At 68.3% G+C, this 20,328-nt stretch carries 18 protein-coding genes; all 18 read left to right on the forward strand.

The window, feature by feature from the left end; translation table 11 throughout:
* The first annotated feature begins 37 nt into the window (after positions 1 to 37).
* Complete coding sequence (flhF, locus tag VG556_RS02550) at positions 38 to 1,654, forward strand: flagellar biosynthesis protein FlhF (RefSeq protein ID WP_100450001.1); 1,617 nt, start codon at positions 38 to 40, stop codon at positions 1,652 to 1,654.
* The gene (locus VG556_RS02555) at positions 1,641 to 2,528 is read left to right on the forward strand and encodes a MinD/ParA family ATP-binding protein (protein ID WP_005416424.1); all 888 of its coding nucleotides are present in this window, start codon (positions 1,641 to 1,643) and stop codon (positions 2,526 to 2,528) included. The genes flhF and VG556_RS02555 overlap by 14 nt, the downstream gene beginning before the upstream one ends.
* A complete protein-coding gene (locus VG556_RS02560) occupies positions 2,525 to 3,271 on the forward strand; it encodes an RNA polymerase sigma factor FliA (protein WP_111144307.1) in 747 nt (248 codons plus the stop codon). The genes VG556_RS02555 and VG556_RS02560 overlap by 4 nt, the downstream gene beginning before the upstream one ends.
* A gap of 57 nt (positions 3,272 to 3,328) precedes the next feature.
* Positions 3,329 to 3,721, forward strand: a complete 393-nt coding sequence (gene cheY / locus VG556_RS02565; protein ID WP_005413247.1) for a chemotaxis response regulator CheY — start codon at positions 3,329 to 3,331, stop codon at positions 3,719 to 3,721.
* Entirely contained in the window at positions 3,721 to 4,326 is a 606-nt protein-coding gene (locus VG556_RS02570; RefSeq protein WP_100450000.1) for a protein phosphatase CheZ, read from the forward strand. Before cheY ends, VG556_RS02570 begins: the two co-directional genes overlap by 1 nt.
* Before the next feature lie 2 nt (positions 4,327 to 4,328).
* Positions 4,329 to 6,173 (forward strand): chemotaxis protein CheA, encoded by a 1,845-nt coding sequence (locus tag VG556_RS02575; protein ID WP_111144308.1) that lies wholly within the window; start codon positions 4,329 to 4,331, stop codon positions 6,171 to 6,173.
* A 90-nt stretch (positions 6,174 to 6,263) separates the two neighbouring features.
* Positions 6,264 to 7,004: a flagellar motor protein gene (locus VG556_RS02580; protein WP_005409527.1), complete on the forward strand. Its 741-nt coding sequence runs from the start codon at positions 6,264 to 6,266 to the stop codon at positions 7,002 to 7,004.
* Between the two features lies 1 nt (position 7,005).
* Positions 7,006 to 8,022 (forward strand): flagellar motor protein MotD, encoded by a 1,017-nt coding sequence (gene motD, locus VG556_RS02585; RefSeq protein WP_014647029.1) that lies wholly within the window; start codon positions 7,006 to 7,008, stop codon positions 8,020 to 8,022.
* A gap of 4 nt (positions 8,023 to 8,026) precedes the next feature.
* Positions 8,027 to 8,809, forward strand: a complete 783-nt coding sequence (locus VG556_RS02590) for a ParA family protein (RefSeq protein ID WP_014647028.1) — start codon at positions 8,027 to 8,029, stop codon at positions 8,807 to 8,809.
* Positions 8,806 to 10,071: a chemotaxis protein CheW gene (locus VG556_RS02595; protein WP_100449998.1), complete on the forward strand. Its 1,266-nt coding sequence runs from the start codon at positions 8,806 to 8,808 to the stop codon at positions 10,069 to 10,071. Before VG556_RS02590 ends, VG556_RS02595 begins: the two co-directional genes overlap by 4 nt.
* Before the next feature lie 285 nt (positions 10,072 to 10,356).
* Positions 10,357 to 10,665 (forward strand): STAS domain-containing protein, encoded by a 309-nt coding sequence (locus VG556_RS02600; protein ID WP_014647026.1) that lies wholly within the window; start codon positions 10,357 to 10,359, stop codon positions 10,663 to 10,665.
* The gene (locus VG556_RS02605) at positions 10,662 to 11,027 is read left to right on the forward strand and encodes a response regulator (RefSeq protein ID WP_005409521.1); all 366 of its coding nucleotides are present in this window, start codon (positions 10,662 to 10,664) and stop codon (positions 11,025 to 11,027) included. The genes VG556_RS02600 and VG556_RS02605 overlap by 4 nt, the downstream gene beginning before the upstream one ends.
* Positions 11,028 to 11,072: 45 nt before the next feature.
* Complete coding sequence (locus VG556_RS02610; protein WP_100449997.1) at positions 11,073 to 13,061, forward strand: chemotaxis protein CheA; 1,989 nt, start codon at positions 11,073 to 11,075, stop codon at positions 13,059 to 13,061.
* 372 nt (positions 13,062 to 13,433) lie between these two features.
* Entirely contained in the window at positions 13,434 to 15,683 is a 2,250-nt protein-coding gene (locus VG556_RS02615; RefSeq protein ID WP_100449982.1) for a methyl-accepting chemotaxis protein, read from the forward strand.
* 160 nt (positions 15,684 to 15,843) lie between these two features.
* Positions 15,844 to 16,617, forward strand: a complete 774-nt coding sequence (locus tag VG556_RS02620; protein ID WP_100449981.1) for a flagellar brake protein — start codon at positions 15,844 to 15,846, stop codon at positions 16,615 to 16,617.
* A 183-nt stretch (positions 16,618 to 16,800) separates the two neighbouring features.
* On the forward strand, positions 16,801 to 17,292 hold the full coding sequence (locus VG556_RS02625; RefSeq protein ID WP_014647021.1) for a chemotaxis protein CheW: 492 nt from the start codon (positions 16,801 to 16,803) through the stop codon (positions 17,290 to 17,292).
* Positions 17,293 to 17,427: 135 nt separating this feature from the next.
* Positions 17,428 to 17,811: a hypothetical protein gene (locus tag VG556_RS02630; RefSeq protein WP_014647020.1), complete on the forward strand. Its 384-nt coding sequence runs from the start codon at positions 17,428 to 17,430 to the stop codon at positions 17,809 to 17,811.
* Positions 17,812 to 17,912: 101 nt separating this feature from the next.
* The gene (locus tag VG556_RS02635; protein WP_100449980.1) at positions 17,913 to 20,288 is read left to right on the forward strand and encodes a methyl-accepting chemotaxis protein; all 2,376 of its coding nucleotides are present in this window, start codon (positions 17,913 to 17,915) and stop codon (positions 20,286 to 20,288) included.
* The last annotated feature ends 40 nt before the right edge of the window (positions 20,289 to 20,328 follow it).

Consider the following 20,328-nt stretch of genomic DNA (forward strand, 5'->3'; position numbering starts at 1 on the left):
GACCGCCACCCCGCCGTCTTCGCCCCGTGACCACAGCATGAAAATCAAACGATTCGTCGCCGCCGACATGCGCTCGGCCATGAACCTGGTGCGCAAGGAACATGGTCCTGACGCCGTGATCCTGTCCAACCGCCGGATCGAGGAAGGCATCGAGATCGTCGCCGCCGCCAACTACGACGAGAGCGCCGTGCAGCGTGCACTGGAAGCCTCGCGCCGTGACGTCGCACCGCCGCCGGCACCCAAGCCGCGCACCGCCGCCGACGCGGTGATCGCCGCCGTCACCCGCCGCCGCAGCAGCACCCCGGCGCCGGAACCGGTCGCGGCCACCACCTCGGCAGTGGCCGCCCTCGCCCGCGCCGCCGTCGGTGCCACCGGCCGCACCCTGGACAGCGCCGACGAGATCGTGCCGACCCGGGGCAGCACCGGCTTCGCCGCCACCCTGGCCCGCGCCGCCGTCAACGAACCGGCACCGCCGGACCAGACCTTCGCCCCGTTCGCCGAGGCCATCGTTGCACCGGCCGCCACCGTGCCGGCCAACCGCGCGCGCTTCCAGATCGACCCGCCGCACGAGGCGCATCACGAAAGCGTGGCCCCGGCCGTGCTGCCGCCGCCGCTGCCGACCGCTGCCGTGATCGACGCGCAGCCCGGGATCGCCGCCAGCGAACCGGCAGCGGTCGAAGCCGCTATCGAGGCCAGCCCGGCCCCCATGCTGGCCCCGGCACCGACGCTGACCGTGGTTGCCCAGGACGACGCCGAGATCCGCCAGCTGCGCCAGGAAGTGGCCGGCATGCGCCAGGTGATCGAGCGCGAGATGAACCGCTTCACCGACGAGCGCCTGCGTGGCAGCCCGGTGCGCGCCACCGCGCTGGACCTGATGGACGAGTACGGTTTCGACGCCGGGCTGGCCCGCGACGTGGCCATGCAGATCCCGCTGGAAACCGAAGCCCATCGTGGCCGCGGCCTGATGCTGGGGCTGATCTCGCGCAAGCTGCCGATCGCCCCGGTCGACCCGCTGGAGGAAGGCGGCGTGATCGCGCTGGTCGGCCCGACCGGCGCCGGCAAGACCACCACCATCGCCAAGCTGGCCTCGCGCTTCGCCGAGAAGCACGCCCCGCGTGACGTCGCCCTGGTCACCACCGACACCACCCGCATCGGCGCCCGTGAACAGCTGTATGGCTACGGCCGCCAGCTCGGCATCGCCGTGCACGAGGCCAACAGCGGCACCGACCTGGACCAGCTGCTGGAACGCCTGAAGGACTACAAGCTGGTGCTGATCGATACCGCCGGCCTGGGCCCGCGCGACCGTGCCCTGGCCGCCCAGCTGCAGTGGCTGCGCGCCGCGCGCCAGGTGCGCACCTTGCTGGTGCTGCCGGCCAACACCAGCTTCGGCGACATGGACGAGGTGGTGCGCCGCTTCGGTGCGGCCAACCTGCAGGGCCTGGTGCTGAGCAAGCTGGACGAGACCGGCCGCTTCGGCAACGCCCTGTCGGTGGCCGTGGACCACGCCCTGCCGATCACCTGGGTGACCGATGGCCAGGACGTCCCGGAGGATCTGCACCGGGCCAGTGCAGCCAATCTTGTACTTCGCCTTGAAGATTTGCGCCGAGCGGCCGATATGCCCTGCAACCCGGAGTTGAACCATGCCGTCGCGTGAGTACGCCAAGCTGACCAAGACCTTCCCGCTGTCGGCCACCCGCAGCGAGCCGCTCGGCCCTGTGCGCACCATCGCGGTGACCGGCGGCAAGGGCGGCGTGGGCAAGACGAATGTGTCCGCCAACCTGGCCGTGGCGCTGGCCGGCATGGGCAAGCGCACGCTGCTGCTGGACGCCGACCTGGGCCTGGCCAACATCGACGTGATCCTGGGCTTGAACCCCACCTTTACGCTGGCCGACCTGGTGGCCGGCCGCTGCTCGCTGGACGACGTCATCGTCGAAGGCCCGAACGGCGTGCTGGTGGTCCCGGCCGCTTCCGGCCGCCGGCACATGGCCGAGCTGGCCCCGGCCGAGCATGTCGGCCTGGTCAACGTGTTCTCCGAACTGGAACGCGAGCTGGACATCATGGTGGTCGATACCGCCGCCGGCATCACCGACGGCGTGCTGACCTTCTGCCAGGCCGCGCAGGACACCGTGGTGGTGGTCTGTGACGAACCGGCCTCGATCACCGACGCCTACGCACTGATCAAGGTGCTGTCGCGCGAGCGCGGCGTGGACCGCATCCAGGTGGTGGCCAACATGGTGCGCGACCCGAACGAGGGCCGCGTGCTGTACGAGAAGCTGACCCGCGTCTGCGAGAAGTTCCTCGCCGATGTCTCGCTGAACTACCTGGGCTGCGTGCCGCAGGATGACTGGCTGCGCCTGTCGGTGCAGCGCCAGCAGCCGGTGGTGAAGGCCTATCCATCCAGCCCGTCGGCGCTGGCGATCACCGAGATCGCACGCCGCACCGCGCGCTGGCAGGCACCGACCGAACCGCGCGGTGGCGTCGAGTTCTTCCTCGAACGCATCCTCAAGCAGCGTGGGGTGGCCGCATGAAAGGCGCAGCCCACCAGTACAGGGAAGTCCAGCGCTCGGCGGCCAACGAGGTCATCGCCCAGCATTCGGACCTGGTGCGACGCATCGCCCACCACCTGGCCGCGCGCCTGCCGGCCAGCGTCGAAGTCGATGATCTGATCCAGGCCGGCATGATGGGCCTGATCGAAGCCTCGCGCAGCTACGACGCCGACCAGGGCGCCTCGTTCGAGACCTATGCCTCGATCCGCATCCGCGGCTCGATGATCGACGAGATCCGCCGTGGCGACTGGGTGCCGCGCTCGGTGCACCGCCGTGCCCGTGATGCCGCCGCCACCATCCGCCGCCTGGAACAGAGCACGGGCCGTGCCGCCAGCGCCACCGAAGTGGCCGCCGCGATGGAGATGCCGCTGCCCGAGTACCTGAGGCTGACGGAAGACGCCGCACGTGGCCAGGTGCTGAGCCTGGAGTCGCGCATCGAAGACCAGGGCGAACTGGATACCGTCGCCCAGGGCGGCCCGACCCCGCAGCAGGTGCTGGAGCGCGGCGAGTTCGGTCGCGAGCTGGGCAAGGCCATCGGCCACCTGCCCGAGCGCGAACAGCTGGTGCTCTCGCTGTACTACGAGCAGGAGCTGAACCTGAAGGAGATCGGCGCGGTGCTCGGCGTGAGCGAGTCGCGGGTCTGCCAGATCCATGGCCAGGCCGTGCTGCGCCTGCGCGGCCGCCTGAAGATTTTCGAGGCCGTCGACGCCGGCCTGGAAGAATGAACATCCCCGAGGCGACTGCCCCCGGCCGCCCGGAATGAACAACAAAGGAACTCTGCTTTGAACAAGAACATGCGCATCCTCATCGTCGACGACTTCTCGACCATGCGTCGAATCGTCAAGAACCTGCTGGGCGATCTGGGCTTCACCAACACCGCCGAAGCCGAGGACGGGCATGCCGCGCTGTCGCTGCTGCAGAGCCAGCCCTTCGATTTCGTCGTCACCGACTGGAACATGCCGGTGATGACCGGCATCGAACTGCTCAAGGCGATCCGTGCCGACGCCAAGCTGAAGACCCTGCCAGTGCTGATGGTCACCGCCGAAGCCAAGCGCGAGCAGATCATCGAAGCGGCCCAGAACGGCGTGAACGGCTACATCATCAAGCCGTTCACCGCGCAGACGCTGGAAGAGAAGCTGGGCAAGATCTTCGAACGCCTGGCGGCCAGCGCCTGATGGATACCACGGTCGACAAGAACGCCTTCGCCCTGCGCCTGCAGGAAGCCCTGGATGCCCTGGAGTCCGGTGACGAAGCCGCCTGGCGGCAACGCATCGACGGACTGGTCGCGCTACGCACGCAGCCGATGATGAGTGGCCTCTCGCGGCTGGCCCGCGAGCTGGGGCAGGCCCTGGGCGAACTGCCGACCGTGCCCAGCGAGGCCGGCGAACTGGACGATGCGTGCGCACGCCTGGACCACGTGGTGGCGATGACCGAACAGGCCACCCACCGCACCCTGGACCTGGCCGAGGAATGCCGCAGCCTGACCGAGCAGCTGCGCGCCGAAGGCCTGCAGCCAGGCCAAGACGCGCAGCTGGAGCGCATCCGCCACAACCTGACCGAGATCGCCCTGACCCAGAGCTACCAGGACCTGACCGGGCAGATCATCCGTCGCGTGGTCGGCATCGTGCGCCGCGTGCATGAAGGCTTCGGCGCGCTCGGCCTGCCGCCGGAACAGCATCGCACCGACCCGGAACTGGCCGGGCCCGCACTGAAGGGACTGGACCGCCACGCGGTCTCGCAGAACGACGCCGACGACCTGTTGTCGGATCTGGGGCTGTAAGCATGAGCGCGGTATCCGACGACATCACTGCCGATTTCATCATCGAGGCACAGGAAATCCTGGATCGCCTCGGCGAACAGCTGGTGTCGCTGGAGCAGGCACCGCAGGACACCGAACAGCTCAACGCGGTGTTCCGGGGCTACCACACGCTCAAGGGCGGCGCGGGTTTCCTCGGTGTCACCGCCATGGTCGAGCTGTGCCACGCCGCTGAAGAAGCGCTGGGCGCTGCACGTGCCGGCCAGGCCGTGCTGCAGGCCCATCACTTCGACGCCGCCCAGCAATCGCTGGACTACCTGCAGTCGATGCTCGATGCCGTGTCTTCCGGCACCGAGCCGGGCTATGCACCGCCGGACCTGATCGCCCAGTTCGACGTGCATGGCGGTGCAGCAGCGCCTGCCGCCGCTGCCGCGGCACCGACGGCCGGTGCCGGCGACCTGATCACCGATGACGAGTTCGAGGCGCTGCTCGACCAGCTGCACGGTGGCAACGCACCGACTGCGGTGGCGCCGGCAAAGAAGGCCGACGACGGCCTGATCAGCGAAGATGAGTTCGAAGCCCTGCTCGACCAGCTGCACGGCGGCGCCGCACCCGGCGCCAGGCCCGCAGCTGCGGTGGCGCCGGCACCGATCGCCGCCCCGCGCCCGGCGGCCGCACCGGCACCGGTGGCCAAGCCGGCCGCCAAGCCGCTGGCCGAAGCCGAACACACCGTGCGCGTGGACACCAAGCGCCTGGATGCGATCGTCAACCTGATCGGCGAACTGGTGCTGTCGCGCAACCGGCTCAAGACCCTGCGTGCGCGCCTGCGCGACGAGGAGCTGGACCGCGCCGTGTCCACCCTGGACATCGCCACCGCGCGCCTGCAGTCGGCGGTGATGCACACCCGCATGCAGCCGGTGGGCAAGGTGTTCTCGCGCTTCCCCAAGGTCGCCCGCGACGTCGCCCGCTCGCTGAAGAAGGAAGTGGACCTGGAGCTGATCGGCGCCGAGACCGAGCTCGACCGCAACCTGGTCGAAGCGCTGGCCGACCCGCTGGTGCACCTGGTCCGCAACGCCATCGACCATGGCGTGGAAATGCCCGACCTGCGCGAAGCGCAGGGCAAGCCGCGGATGGGCCATGTGCGGTTGTCGGCGCAGCAGGAAGGTGACTACGTCAGCATCGAGGTGCAGGACGATGGCGCCGGCATCGATCCGGAAAAGCTGCGCGCGAAGGCACGCGAGAAGGGCCTGATCGATCCGGAAGCCGCCGCCCGCCTGAGCAGCGAGGAGTGCCTGCACCTGGTGTTCCTGCCCGGCTTCTCGACCAAGCAGCAGGTCACGGATATTTCCGGGCGCGGCGTCGGCATGGACGTGGTGCAGTCGCGCATCCGCGAACTCAGCGGGCAGATCCAGATCCAGTCGGAGCTGGGCCGCGGCAGCCGCTTCCTGATCCGCGTGCCGCTGACCCTGGCGATCCTGCCGACCCTGCTGGTGCAGGCCGGCGAGGACGTCTATGCGCTGCCGCTGGCGCGCGTGATGGAGGTGCTGCACGCGCCGCGCACCTCGCTGGGCTGGTTCGATGGCCGTGCCGTGCTCGACCGCCGTTCGCACACGCTGCCGCTGGTCGATCTGCGGCAGTGGCTGGATGTGACGCCGGCCGCATCGACCCTGCTGACCATCGTGGTGCTGCAGGCCGGCGAAGCGCGCTTCGGCCTGGTCGTGGACCAGGTCCGTGGGCGCGAGGAAGTGGTCATCAAGCCACTGCCGAAGGCCCTGCGCGGCCTGCGCGGTTACGCCGGTGCAACCTTGATCGGCGATGGTCGCATGGCGCTGATCCTGGATGTGGATGGCCTGCGCAGCCCGCACGACTGACCCGCTTGCTGAACCCGTAAAACCGTGAAGTCGCACCAGTAGCCCGTACCGGTGTCTCAAGTCCCATTCATACAAGCCGATACCGGATCCATGGATAGACTCAGCCTCATTGGACTCTTTCTCGCCCTGGCCTCGCTGGTCGGTGGCAGCATCCTCAAGGGCGCCGGCCTGGCGTCGTTGTGGTCGCCTGCGGCGTTCGTGATCGTCATCGTCGGCACCGTTGCCGCGATCCTGCTGCACACCTCGCCGGCGGTGTTCAAGCATGCGTTCAAGATCGTGCGCTGGGTCGTGCGCCCGCCGCACAGCGATCGCCGCGAACTGATCCAGCAGATCGTCGAGTGGAGCAACATCGCCCGCCGCCAGGGCCTGCTCGGCCTGGAATCGCAGGTGGAAGCGCAGCAGGACCCGTTCCTGCGCAAGGGCCTGCAGCTGCTGGTGGACGGTGTCGAGCCCGAATCGATGCGGCACATGCTGGAAATCGAACTGGGCAGCCAGGAACACCAGGACCAGGCCGGCGCCAAGGTGTTCGAAGCGATGGGCATCTACGCACCGACGCTCGGCATCATCGGCGCCGTGCTGGGCCTGATCGCGGTGATGAAGAACCTGGCCGACCCGAGCAAGCTCGGCCACGGCATCGCTGCGGCGTTCACCGCCACGATCTACGGCATCGCCTCAGCCAACCTGCTGTTCCTGCCGATCGCCGCCAAGCTCAAGAGCGTGATCTCGCACAACACGCGCGACCGCGAAATGGTCATCGAAGGCCTGATCTCGATCGCCCAGGGCGAGAACCCGCGCAACATCGAAACCAACCTCTCCGGCTTCCTGCACTGACATGGCCCGCCGCAAGCACCACGAAGAGCACGCCAACCACGAAGCATGGGCGATCCCCTATGCCGACCTGATGACGCTGCTGCTCGCCTTCTTCGTGGTCATGTACGCGATCTCGTCGGTGAACGAGGGCAAGTACCGGATCATGGCCGACGCGCTCACCGATGCCTTCGGTGGCGCGCCGCGCACGATCAATCCGGTGCAGGTGGGCAACAAGCAGGTGCAGGGTGGCGGCTGGGACAGCCCGTCGGTGATCAAGTCCGGCACCAAGATCGGACCGTCCGCGCCGGCGCCCTCGCACGACCCGACGCTGCTGCCGTCGATGGCCTCGCAGATGCGCATGCCGGTGTCGGTGCACAACCAGGAGCAGATCGCCCGTGCCGAGCGCCAGCTCAACACGATTGCCGACCGCCTCACCGCCGCCCTGGCGCCGCTGATCGACCGCGGCATGATCAGCGTGCGCCGCACGGAACTGTGGATCGAGGTCGAGATCAACAGCGACATCCTGTTCCCCACCGGCTCGGCCGCACTGGACGTACATGCGCGGCAGACCCTGGCCAGCCTGGCCGAGGTGCTGCGCGACGTGCCCAACAGCGTGCGCGTGGAAGGCCACACCGACAACGTGCCGATCGCCACCGCCACCTTCCCGTCGAACTGGGAGCTGTCGGCCGGACGCGCCGCCAGCGTGGTGCATCTGTTCGCCGACCAGGGCGTGCAGCCGTCGCGGCTGGCGATGGTCGGCTATGGCCAGTTCCGCCCGCGCGAAGAGAACGACAGCGCACAGGGCCGCAACCGCAACCGCCGGGTGATGGTCATCATCCTGGCCGACACCTCGCATTCGGTGGACCCGCTCGGCCAGCGCCTGAACGCAGCCACCGGCGCCACCGGCAGCACCGTCACCGAACAGGCCGCCGCAACGCCGGCCAGCGCCCCCACCTCCCCCATCGCACCGGTGACGTTGCCACCGGTGCCGGCTGGCAGCCGCGTCGGCGCCGCCGTTCCCCCGGCAATGAAGGAGTAATCCGATGCGCATCTGGGCAGTCGCCAACCAGAAGGGCGGAGTCGGCAAGACCACCACCACCCTCGCCCTCGGCCGCGGCCTGGCCGCGCTCGGCCATCGCGTGCTGCTGATCGACCTCGATCCGCATGCTTCGCTCAGCCGCGCCTTCGGCGTGCCGGTGGACCCGCCGCCGGCCGGCGTGCTGGAGCTGTTCGGCGCACCGCCGGCGGACCTGTCCGGCCTGTGCCATGCCAGCAACATCCAGGGCCTGGACTACGTCTGCGCGCAGTCCGCGCTGGCCACGCTGGAACGCCGTAGCGCCAACCAACCCGGCCTCGGCCTGGCCCTGCAGAACGCGCTGGCGCGCCACCAGGGCCAGCACGACTACATCCTGCTGGACTGCGCACCGACGCTCGGCCTGCTGATGATCAACGCACTGGCTGCCGCCGATCGCCTGATCATTCCGACCCAGGCCGAGCCGCTGGCGCTGCACGGCCTGGATGGCATGGTCCGCACCGGCGAGATGGTCGAGCGTTCGCGCCGCCGGCCGCTGCCGATCTCGATCCTGCCAACCCTGTTCGACCGTCGCACCCGCGCCGGCAACGAATCGCTGCGCACCATGCAGGACCGCCATGGCAGCCGCGTCTGGGAAGACGCGATTCCGATCGACACCCGCATCAGCAACGCCGCCGGGCTGACCCTGCCGAGCGTCGGCGAAGATTACCCGGGGCGTGGCCTGGCTGCCTACCGGCGCGCCTTGAACTGGATCCTCGGCGAGGATGCCCGCGCCCTGGAGCAGGCCGCATGAACAGCACCGGCATCCTCGACGACTACCTGGACGAACTGCTGGGCGAGGCGATCGCCCCGGCCGCCGCTCCCCACCCCGCGCCGATCAGCACCGCCCCGGCCACGGCCACCGAAGCCGCCGCCGAACGCGAACCCACCTGGGATGACCTGCCGGCCGAGGTGATCTACGAAACCGAAACCGAGAGCGTTGCCGCTGCCCCTGCCGTGGACAATGCCGCACTGGAAGCCGCTTTCGATGCCGCGTCCGCGCCCGTCAGCGTGATCGATGCCGAACGCGAACCCACGTGGGACGACCTGCCCGCTGAAGTGGTCTACGAAACGGATGCCGTCGTCGCGGCCCCGGCCGAGGATGAGGCTGCACTGGAGGCCGCCTTCGAGGCCGCCGCCGCGCCGGCCAGCGCCGGGTCCACTGAACGCGAGCCGACCTGGGATGACCTGCCCGACGAGGTCATCCACGAAACCGCGCCGGCCTCCGCTGCGGCCGCTGCGAACACCGGCCCGGAACCCACCTGGGACGATCTGCCGGACGAAGTGATCTACGAGACCGACCCGGCGGACAGCCATCGTCTCGCCCACACCGACAGCCCCGGCCTGCAGGCCGCCTTCGAGGCGGCCGCTGGTGGCGAAGACGTGCCTGCGCCGCCGCCCGCCGTGGTCGCAGCGCCGGTGCCCCCCCCGGCGGCACGCCCTGCACCGGCCCCGGCCGCACGCGCCGCCACGCCGCCGCCGCGCGTCGCCGTCGATGCACCCGCAGGCAACCGCCCCGGCACCTGGCAGGAGCTGCAGGCGCAGGCCCACCAACCGGCCCGCAGCCCGCATCCGCAGAACCGTCGCGCCGGTGAACGCACCTCGCGCTGGCTGCGCCTGCGCTGTGGCACCCAGGCCTATGCGCTGGAACTGCTGAAGGTCCAGGAGGTCGTGCTGCCGGTGCCGCTACTGCCGTTGCGCGGCACCGCTGCCGCCATGCTCGGCATCATGAACCTGCGCGGCCAGGTGGTTCCGGTGATGGATCTGGGCCTGCACCTGGGCGCGGCTGCCGCCGAGGACGACGCCCAGACCCGCATCGTGGTGCTGGAAGAAGACGGCGAGACCATCGGCCTGCGCGTGTCGGCAGTGGAAGATGTCGCCAACCTCACCGATTCACAGATCGAACCTCCCGATACCGCACGCATCTGCCAGATTTCCAACGACCTGTTCCGCGGCGTGGCCCGCGTCAGCCAGCGCCCGATGATCCTGCTGGACGCCACACGGCTGTTGAGCTGACCCCCAAAAAGGGGACGGAGGGGATTAAGTCGCAAGTGGCTCGGCGCTTGGCGCCGAAGCGGTGCCTGTCGGGGACGCAAGGAGTTGATCCGTTGGATCAACACCTTACATCCCCACTGCGCGGTCGCCGTTGCCGAGGGGGCTGCGGCAGAGCCAGGTCGCTTGCGACTTAATCCCCTCCGTCCCCTTTTCAACAGCGACCGCATCGACGCACCGCGTCGATTCTTCTAAAGAACCCCACCGGGGTGCCGTTATGGATCACGGAACCGTTTGTCCGGAGCAACGATGAGCACTGTCGAACTGGGTGGGGATCTCGGCATCGAGAGCACTACCGAGCTCAAGAACCGCCTTGCCCCCCTGGTGGAGCAGGCAGGCGAGCTGACCCTGGATGCCAGCCAGGTCGCCCGCATCCACACGGCCGCCGTGCAGGTGCTGTGTGCGTTCGTGCAGGCCCGCCGCGAGGCAGGCCTGGGCACCGGCTTCCACGGTTGCACTGCAACCTTCCGTGACGCCGCGCGCCTGCTGGGCGTCACCCAGGCCCTCGGCCTGGACGTAACCCATGACAACCTGAAATCTGTGGAGAACGCTGCATGAGCGCACGTATCTTGGTGGTGGACGATTCGGCGTCGATGCGCCAGATGGTGTCCTTCGCCCTCACCTCGGCCGGTTTTGCCGTCGAAGAAGCTGAAGACGGCGCGGTCGCGCTCGGTCGCGCCAAGGGCCAGCGCTTCAATGCGGTGGTTACCGACGTCAACATGCCGAACATGGATGGCATCGCGCTGATCCGCGAACTGCGCCAGCTGCCGGACTACAAGTTCACCCCGCTGCTGATGCTGACCACCGAATCTGCCGCCGACAAGAAGTCCGAAGGCAAGGCCGCTGGCGCTACGGGTTGGCTGGTCAAGCCGTTCAATCCCGAACAGCTGGTCGCCACCGTGCAGAAAGTGCTGGGCTGATCGCCCGGCACCGCTCCCCCTCTTCGCTTCCGGACCACCACTGCCATGAGCATGGACCTGCAACGCTTCCACGCCACCTTCTTCGAGGAGAGCCGCGAAGGCCTCGACGCGATGGAGGCTGGCCTGCTGGCCCTGGAATCGGGGCAGCAGGACGCGGAGATCATCAATTCGGTGTTCCGCGCTGCCCATTCGATCAAGGGCGGCGCCGGGACCTTCGGCTTCGACGCGATCGCCGGCCTGACCCACGTGCTGGAAACGCTGCTCGATGAGCTGCGCGCCGGCAAGCGGGCACTGGAAGGCCACGCCGTCGACGCCATGCTGTCTTCGGTGGACGTGCTGCGCGCCCTGCTGCGCGAAGCCGAACATGGCCAGGCTGCCGATCCGGCTGCCGTCGCTGCGGTGAAGGCACGCCTGGAGGCGGTTCTGTCCGGCCAGGCCGCAGCGAGCGCCCCGGCGACCGCCGCAGCCAAGGTGGACGATACGCCGGAAGCCTGGCAGATCGGCTTCACCCCGGCGCCGTCGCTGTTCATGAGCGGCAACGACCCGCTGCGCATCATCCGCGAACTGGAACACCTCGGTTCGCTGCAGGTCGCCGCGCGCATGGACCGCCTGCCGGGCTTCGCGCACCTCGATCCGCTCGAAGCCCACCTGGCGTGGGACCTGGGTCTGGTCGGCAAGGTGCCGCGCAGCAAGATCGAAGACACCTTCGCGTGGGTACTGGACGACTGCGAGCTGGACATCCGTCCGGCCGCACCGCCGAGCCTGGCCACCCAGGCGCCGGCCGCGGCTGCTCCCGCTCCGGCGGCAGCGTCGCCGTCGGCACCCGCCGCGCCTGCCGCCAGCGGTGGCGCCAGCCAGGAAGCGGAAACCTCCATCCGCGTCAGCGTCGACAAGGTCGACGCGCTGATCAACCTGGTCGGCGAACTGGTCATCACCCAGGCCATGCTCAAGCAGGTCTCGCATGCGCTGGACCCGGTCCACGCCGAGAGCCTGTTCGCTGGCCTGGACCAGCTTGAACGCAACACCCGCGACCTGCAGGAAGCGGTGATCGGCGTGCGCATGCTGCCGGTCGATGCGGTGTTCCGTCGCTTCCCGCGCCTGGTCCGCGACCTGTCCAGCCGCCTCGGCAAGCAGGTGCGGCTGCGCACCGTCGGCGAAGGTACCGAGCTGGACAAGGGCCTGATCGAGAAGATCGCCGATCCGCTGGTGCACCTGGTGCGCAACTCGATCGACCACGGCCTGGAAATGCCCGACGTGCGCCGCGGTGCAGGCAAGGACGAAACCGGCACGATCACCCTGGCGGCCTCGCACCAGGGCGGCCACATCGTCATCGAAGTCAGCGACGACGGTCGCGGCCTGGACCGCGCCAAGATCCTGGCCAAGGCCACCGAGCGCGGCCTGGCGGTGCCGGACAACCCGACCGATTCGCAGGTCTGGGACCTGATCTTCCAGCCCGGCTTCTCCACGGCCGATGCGGTCACTGACCTGTCCGGTCGTGGCGTCGGCATGGACGTGGTCCGCCGCAACATCCAGGCGTTGGGGGGCGAGGTGCAGATTGAAAGCAGCCTCGGCGCTGGCACCCGCACGCTGATCCGCCTGCCGCTCACCCTGGCCATCCTCGATGGCATGACCGTGGCGGTCGCCGGTGAGACCCTGATCCTGCCGTTGGCCTATGTGCTTGAGGCGTTGCAGCCGCAAGCCGAGGACATCCGCAGCATGGCCGGCGAAGGCCGCGTGCTGCGCGTGCGCGGTGAATACCTGCCGATCCTGTCGCTGAGCGAGTACTACGGCTACGGCAACCGTGCACCCGGCAGCGAATCGCTGGTGGTGGTGGTCGAAGGCGATGGCCAGAAGATCGCCCTGGAAGTGGACGAACTGGTCGGCCAGCAGCAGGTGGTGGTGAAGAACATCGAGAACAACTACCGCCGCATCGGCGGGGTGTCCGGTGCGACCATTCTCGGCGACGGCCGCGTCGCATTGATCGTCGACATCGGCGGGCTGGTGCGTTCACTGCGGATGCCGCAGGCCGCCTGATCCACACTGCATGCGTGTACTGGACCGCCGCCCTTCGGGGCGGCGGTTTTTGTTTGCGCGCTCCATTCCGGCCGGGGCCGGATCCCTTTTCGGGGAAAAGGGATCCGGCCCCAGCCGTTCTGTGAACTCCGTCGACGCGATGGTTTCGCGCGCAACTACGCAATGCAAGCGAAAGCCCCGCCGCTGCGCCACTTCCGCGCCGTCATCCCTACGCCACCGAATGTGACATGCGTCCATAAAGTCCATCCGGACTGCGCCGCTATTTCGCTTTGACGGCCGTCACCGAACCCCACCGGGCACCACCGTTCGCTCTGCAACCACCCCCAAACCGGCGCACAGACGCCGGCACTCTGCCCACCTGGAGCACCCTGCATGAAGTGGTTCCAAGATCTGCCCATCGCCCGCAAGCTGGCCGTGGGGTTCACCCTTACCACGCTGATGACCCTGGTCCTCGGCGCGTTCGCCCTGCTGCGACTGAGCGAAGCCAACGCGCAGCTGCGCGAGATGGCCGGCAACGACATCCCCTCGGTCCAGCACCTGGGCGAGGCGCGCTCGCAGCTCGGTGAGTTCCGCACATACGAACTGGCCCAGCTGAGCATGCTCGACCAGCCGGAGAAGGTCGCCGACTACAACAAGCGCATGGACGATACCGCCAAGGCCGTACATGACGAACTGGCGGCGTACGCGGCGCTGCCGGCGCTGGACAAGGAGCGCGAACTGTATCGCGCCGCCAGCACCCAGCTGGATCGCTACTTCGCCGCCAACAAGGCGATGCGCGACGCCGTGGCCGCCGGTGATGGCACGCAGGCCCAGCAGATCTCCGATGAGCAGTCACGCCCGGCGCGCCGCGACCTGTTCGCTGCGATGAAGGCACTGGGCACCCACATCGCCGGGCAGATGGACGGCAAGATCGCCGACGCCAACGCCACCCATCGCACCAGCATGATCGCCATCATCGGCTGCATCGTGCTGCTGTCGCTGGTGGCCGCCGCGCTGGCCATCGTCATCTCGCGCGCCGTTACTGGCCCGCTGGGCAAGGCCGTGCATGCCATCCAGGCGGTTGCCCGCGGCGACCTCAGCGTCAGCACCCAGGCCACCAGCAAGGACGAAGCCGGCAGGATGCTGGCCGCCACGACCGAGATGACCGCAATGCTCCGCCGCTTCAGCGAGCAGACCCAGCTGATGGCACAGATGCACGCGGGACCGGACATCAGCCATCGCATTCCGGAAGATTTCCCGGGTGTCTATGGCCAGCTGGCCGGCGGCATCAATACGGTGATCTTCGAGCACCTGGATGCGATCCGCGATGCCATCGACGTGCTCAACCAGTACGCCATCGGCAATCTCACCCCGGATGCACGCCGCCTGCCCGGCAGCCGCGCGATCCTGCACGAATCGATGGACGCGGCCAAGGCCAGCCTGCTGGCGATCAATTCGCAGATCCAGCAGCTGGCCGCGGCGGCCGCTGCCGGTGACTTCAGCCAGCGCGGCGACGCACAGCGTTTCCAGCATGACTTCAAGCTGATGATCGAGCATCTCAACACAATGATGCAGGTGGCCGACGGCAACCTCGGCCAGCTCTCGCAGCTGCTGCAGTCGATCGCCGCCGGCGACCTGACCGCGCGCATGGAAGGCCAGTTCAATGGCGTGTTCGCGCGCATGCGGGATGATGCCAACACCACCGTTGCACAGCTGACCCAGATCGTCGGCCAGATCCAGGCCAGCGCCTCCAGCATCACCCTGGCCGCCGGCGAGATCGCCTCCGGCAACAGCGACCTGTCGCGCCGCACCGAGCAGCAGGCCGCCAACCTGGAAGAAACCGCCGCCTCGATGGAGGAACTGACCTCCACCGTGCGCCAGAACGCCGAGCACGCACGCCAGGCCAACCAACTGGCCATCGGCGCGCACGGCGTCGCCTCGCAGGGCGGTGACGTGGTCGGCCAGGTGGTCACCACCATGTCGGCCATCGAAGCCTCGTCGAAGAAGATCGCCGAGATCATCTCGGTCATCGACGGCATTGCCTTCCAGACCAACATCCTGGCGCTGAATGCCGCAGTGGAAGCCGCCCGTGCCGGCGAACAGGGCCGCGGCTTTGCCGTGGTCGCCAGCGAAGTGCGCACCCTTGCCCAGCGCTCGGCCGCCGCCGCCAAGGAGATCAAGGGCCTGATCGACGACTCGGTCGGCAAGGTTGCCGAAGGCTCCAGCCTGGTCCACCAGGCCGGCAGCACCATGGGCGAGATCGTCGCCTCGGTGCAGCGCGTGACCGACATCATGGCCGAGATCTCTGCGGCCTCGCAGGAACAGTCGGCGGGCATCGAGCAGGTCAACCAGACCGTGGTGCAGATGGACGAAACCACCCAGCAGAATGCTGCGCTGGTGGAAGAAGCCACTGCTGCGGCGCGCGCGATGGAAGACCAGGCCGTGCAGCTGGGTGAAGCCGTGGCCCGCTTCCGGCTGGCATCGCAGGGCACGATGGCCATCCCGGCACGCCCGCTGGCCACACCGGTACCGCGACAGCTCGCAGCCGCCGCGCCTGCGGCAAAGCCGGCCCCGGCACGTGCGCTGCGCACGGCAACGGCCCAGCCGGCGCTGGCCGCGGACGGCGACTGGCAGGAATTCTGACAGAACCACGGGGTCAGATCCCTTTCCTGCGGGAAAGGGATCTGAGCCCTTACGCGTGGAAAGTGATGCAAATCCCACTTCATAATCCGGTGCAGGAGCCGATATCCCCATCGAGCCTCGCGCCAATGCGTGCTGGCGCCCGCCCCTGACCGTAGATTCCATGTCCGACGGCAACGACACTGCAGTGCATGATGTCCACGCGGCCGATGCCGCGGACGAACGATTCCTGGTCCGCAACCCGCGCCAGCTGCGCCAGCTGCTGCGCTCGCTGATCGACCAGCGATCGCTGATCAACGCCCATATCGACGGCCGCGACCGTTCCTTCCCGACCGCCCTGCTCGACCTCGACGAAGACGAGGACTTCCTGCTGCTCGATGGCAGCCCGCAGGAAGCCTCCAACCGCGCCGCCGAGCAGGCCGATCACCTGCTGTGCTTCGCCCAGCTCGAACGCGTGCTGGTACGGTTCCGGCTGCACGAACTGCAGCGCGTGGACAACGACGGCCATGTGGCCTTCCGTGCGCCGCTGCCTGACGAACTGGTGCACCTGCAGCGCCGCGAGCTGTACCGGCTGGAGACGCCAGTCACTGATTCACCGCAGCTGCTGCTGCCACCCGGCGAAGCACGGGCCGAAGCGCTGTCGATGCGGGTGGTGGACATCAGCGGTGGCGGCCTGGCCGTGGTGGTGCCCAATGACTGCGCGGTGTTTGGTCTGCAGAAGCGCTATCCGGCACGGCTGTCGCTGCCGGACGGCCCCGACCTGGATATCGAACTGGTGGTCTGCAACCTGCTGCCGCAGCGTCAGCCCAATGGCATCGAGGTCAAGCGCGTGGGCATGCGCTTTGAAAGCCTGCCACGCGGCGCCGACAGCGCCATCCAGCGCTACATCTTCCGCATCGACCGCCAGCGCAAGGCCCGCCGCAACGGCGAGCTCTGAGGCCGTCCGACCGGTAGTGCCGGCCGCTGGCCGGCAACCCTGGAGCGCATGCCGGGGTCAGATCCCTTTTCCCTGAAAAGGGATCTGACCCCATCCACGGCACTGCCCGGCACCTAAAGTCCCCCCCGGCGGGGCCGATATCGAGCCTGACACCGGGACTTCCGGCAGAACCAGGACCCCTCGATGAACGACAAGACCAGCTCCGCCGCCAGCGCCGGTGGCGAATTCCTCAGCTTCACCCTTGGTGATGAGCACTACGGCGTGGACATCCTCAAGGTGCAGGAAATCCGCGGCTACGACGCCGTCACCCGCGTGCCGGACGCCCCGGACTACATCAAGGGCGTGATCAACCTGCGCGGCACCATCGTCCCGGTCATCGACCTGCGCCTGAAGCTGCGCCTGGACAACGCCCGCTACGATGCCTTCACCGTGATGATCGTGCTGAACGTGGAAGACCGCGTGGTCGGCATCGTCGTCGACAGCGTCTCCGACGTGATCCCGCTGTCGGCCGAGCAGATCCGCCCGACCCCGGAATTCGGCGCCGCCGTCGACACCCGCTTCATCTCCGGCATCGGTACCCACGACGATCGCATGCTGATCCTGCTGGACATCGAGACCCTGCTCGACAGCGCCGACATGGGCCAGGCCAACCTCGCCGAAGACGTCGCTGCCTGAGCAAACGGAACTGCTTCACGTTCCAGTCACAAAACCCTTCAGTTCCCTTCGGCGGTGCCGATAGGGGGACAGAAGCCGGTCGCGCAGGAGCGCGCAGGACCGGCCCGATCGTTACCATCCCCGGAGATACCCTCGATGAAGTCCCTGTTTGCGTTCGTCTCGGCCGCTGTCCTGGCCACCACCGCCGCCTCCGCTTTCGCCCAGTCGGCCGACATGATCCCGCCGGAAATGGCGCCGCGTTCGGTCGGCAAGGACGGCATGGTCTGTGGCAAGGTCGAAAAGGCCCGTTACGCAGAAGGCTCCGAAGGCCAGCCGACCTTCCTGTACATGGGCGGCGCCTTCCCGCGCCACACCTTCTCGGCGCGTATCGCCGGCGAGAACCGCGGCAAGTTCTCCTTCCCGCTGGAAACCCTGGAAGGCAAGACCGTGTGCGTGATCGGCAAGATCCAGCGCGACGCCTCGCGTGCGGAAATCGAAGTCAGCTCGCCGGCCGGGCTGAAGCTGGCCAACATCAAGTAATCCGCCGTTCGTCGGACCACGCCGGGCCTGGTCCTGGCGTGGTTTCTGCTGCAACCGGGCCCGATGCCCGGGCGCGTCTGCCTTAGGAGCTCGCAACGCCCATGCCGTGGATCAACAACCTGAAACTGATGCCGAAACTGCTGCTGACCTTCGGCGTCCTCCTGCTGGTGATGCTGCTGCAGGGCATCGTCGCCTATCGCGGCCTGCATTCGCTGAACAACGTGACCACCGAGCTGGCCGGTTCACGCATGGAGAGCATCCGCATGGCCGGCGAGATGCGCGGCATGCTGGGCGAGTACCGCAATGCCGCCTACCAGCAGCTGATCCGCGCCAGCGATGACGTCAAGTCCGATGCGCGCAAGCAGGGTGTCGACCTGCGCGCCAGCATGGACAAGTCGATCAAGGAGTATCCGAAGCTGGTCGACAACCCGCAGCAGAAGAAGCTGTTCGACGCCTTCGCCAAGGAATGGAAGGACGCCCTGGCATCCTATGACAGCGTCACCGAGATGCTGGAACTGGACCTGCCGGACGACGCCATCGATACCTTCGTCGGCGAAACCCGCACCAAGCACCGCAAGGCCGCCTCCGCGCTGGAGGCGCTGATCGCCGAAGACAACCGCCTCGCCCGCGCCTCGCGCGAAGAGGCCGCATCCACCTACTCCGCCTCGGCCGTGCTGACCGTGATCGCGCTGCTGGGCGGCGCCGCGCTCGGCCTGGTGCTGGTGTGGCTGTTTGCCCGCGCCCTGGTCGGCAGCGTGCGTGGCGCCGTCTCGGTGGCCAACGACGTGGCCGGCGGCAAGCTCGATGGCCACATCGACGTCAGCCGCCAGGATGAAGTGGGCGAACTGATGCAGGCCATGCAGCGCATGCAGCGCGACCTGCGCGAGCGCATCGAGACCGACCAGGCCATCGCCCGCGAGAACCTGCGCATCCGTACCGCGCTGGACTACAGCTCGACCGGCGTCTACCTGACCGACACCAGCAACACCATCGTCTACAGCAACCGCGCCCTGCAGCAGACCCTGAGCCAGTACCAGGACGAACTGCGCCGCGACCTGCCGGACTTCGATGCGCAGGCTTCGCTGATCGGCAAGCCGGTCACCGTGCTCGAACACCGCGGCGAGATGGACCAGACCCTGCTGGGCAACCTGAAGGCACACGGCGTCGCCCGTCGCCCGATGCAGTACGGCGATGCCCAGTTCGCCCAGGTGGTCTCGACCATCCGCAATGAAGGCGGCGACACCGTCGGCTACGTGGTGGAATGGCGCGACCGTACCCAGGAAGCGCAGGTCGAAGCCGAAGTGGCCCGCGTGATCGCCCAGGCCGCCGCTGGCGACCTGTCCGGCCGCATCGATGCCAGCGACAAGGAAGGCTTCTTCCTGCAGCTGGCCCAGCAGATCAACGGCCTGCTGGACGCCAATGCCGGCAGCATCGAGCAGATCTCCGGCCTGCTGGCCGCGCTGTCGCAGGGCGACCTGACCGTGCGCATGCACGGCGATTACCAGGGCGTGTTCGCCCGCATGCGCGACGACGCCAACGCCACCGCCGCGCAGCTGAGCGAGATCGTCACCCGCATCAAGCAGTCCAGCCGCGCGATCAGCTCCGCTGCCGGTGAAATCGCCTCCGGCAACAGCGACCTGTCGCGCCGCACCGAACAGCAGGCCGCCAACCTGGAAGAAACCGCCGCCTCGATGGAGGAACTGACCTCCACCGTGCGCCAGAACGCCGAGCACGCACGCCAGGCCAACCAGCTCGCCATCGGCGCGCACGGTGTCGCCTCGCAGGGCGGTGACGTGGTCGGCCAGGTGGTCACCACCATGTCGGCCATCGAAGCCTCGTCGAAGAAGATCGCCGAGATCATCTCGGTCATCGACGGCATTGCCTTCCAGACCAACATCCTGGCGCTGAACGCCGCAGTGGAAGCTGCCCGTGCCGGCGAACAGGGCCGCGGCTTCGCCGTGGTCGCCAGCGAAGTGCGCACCCTCGCCCAGCGATCGGCCGCGGCCGCCAAGGAGATCAAGGGCCTGATCGACGACTCGGTAGGCAAGGTCAACGACGGCTCGGCGCTGGTGCACAAGGCCGGCGCGACCATGGGCGAGATCGTCGCCTCGGTGCAGCGCGTGACCGACATCATGGCCGAGATCTCCGCCGCCTCGCAGGAACAGAGCGCCGGCATCGAGCAGGTCAACCAGACCGTGGTGCAGATGGACGAAACCACCCAGCAGAACGCCGCGCTGGTGGAAGAAGCCACCGCCGCCGCACGTGCGATGGAAGAACAGGCCGGCCACCTCAGCGAGGCCGTGTCGATCTTCGTGGTGGACGAAGCCGAGGTCGTCGCCGCCCCGCGCGTCACCACCCCGGCACCGCGCGCCGCTGCACCGGCTGCCCCGGCCCCGGCTGCCACGCCGGCCCGCCGCACCGCCGGTGGTCGTCCGATGGCCACCGAACTGGCCGACGGGGACTGGCAGGAGTTCTGATGCCTGCCTGACCTGAGTTACGAGAACGCCCTGGCCCTGT

The sequence above is a fragment of the Stenotrophomonas sp. CASM106 genome, from assembly GCF_049384825.1.
GTDB lineage: Bacteria > Pseudomonadota > Gammaproteobacteria > Xanthomonadales > Xanthomonadaceae > Stenotrophomonas > Stenotrophomonas muris.